This window comes from Comamonas halotolerans (assembly GCF_030162935.1).
GTDB lineage: Bacteria > Pseudomonadota > Gammaproteobacteria > Burkholderiales > Burkholderiaceae_C > Comamonas > Comamonas halotolerans.
In genome coordinates this window covers 1-278 of sequence record NZ_JASAUZ010000059.1, presented here as the reverse complement: position 1 = coordinate 278, position 278 = coordinate 1, and the positions used below count along the sequence as shown (strand labels likewise).

Below are 278 nucleotides of genomic sequence, written 5' to 3'. Positions count from 1 at the left end.
CTGGAAAAAGCCCCCGGCCCCAAAGACTTTGACACCATTGCCCGCACCTATGAGCAAGCCGTGGCTCTGGGCCATTGGAAAGCCATGCAAAACGTGCAGATTCTGTACTACCAGGGCCTGACCACCCACCCCGCACCCGCCCTGCGCGTCACAGAATTGAATGAAAAACTGATTGCCCTGGGCGCAGCCATTGGCTATTACAACATGGCCAATAATCTGGAAACCGGCTATGGCGTAAAACAGGACAAAAAAGCCGCACTGGCCTATTACCGCAAAAG

At 54.3% G+C, this 278-nt stretch carries 1 protein-coding gene; it reads left to right on the top strand.

The window, feature by feature from the left end:
• Positions 1-278, top strand: a 278-nt coding sequence (locus QEP11_RS16605; RefSeq protein WP_461782050.1) for an SEL1-like repeat protein, incomplete at both ends; no start/stop codon positions are given.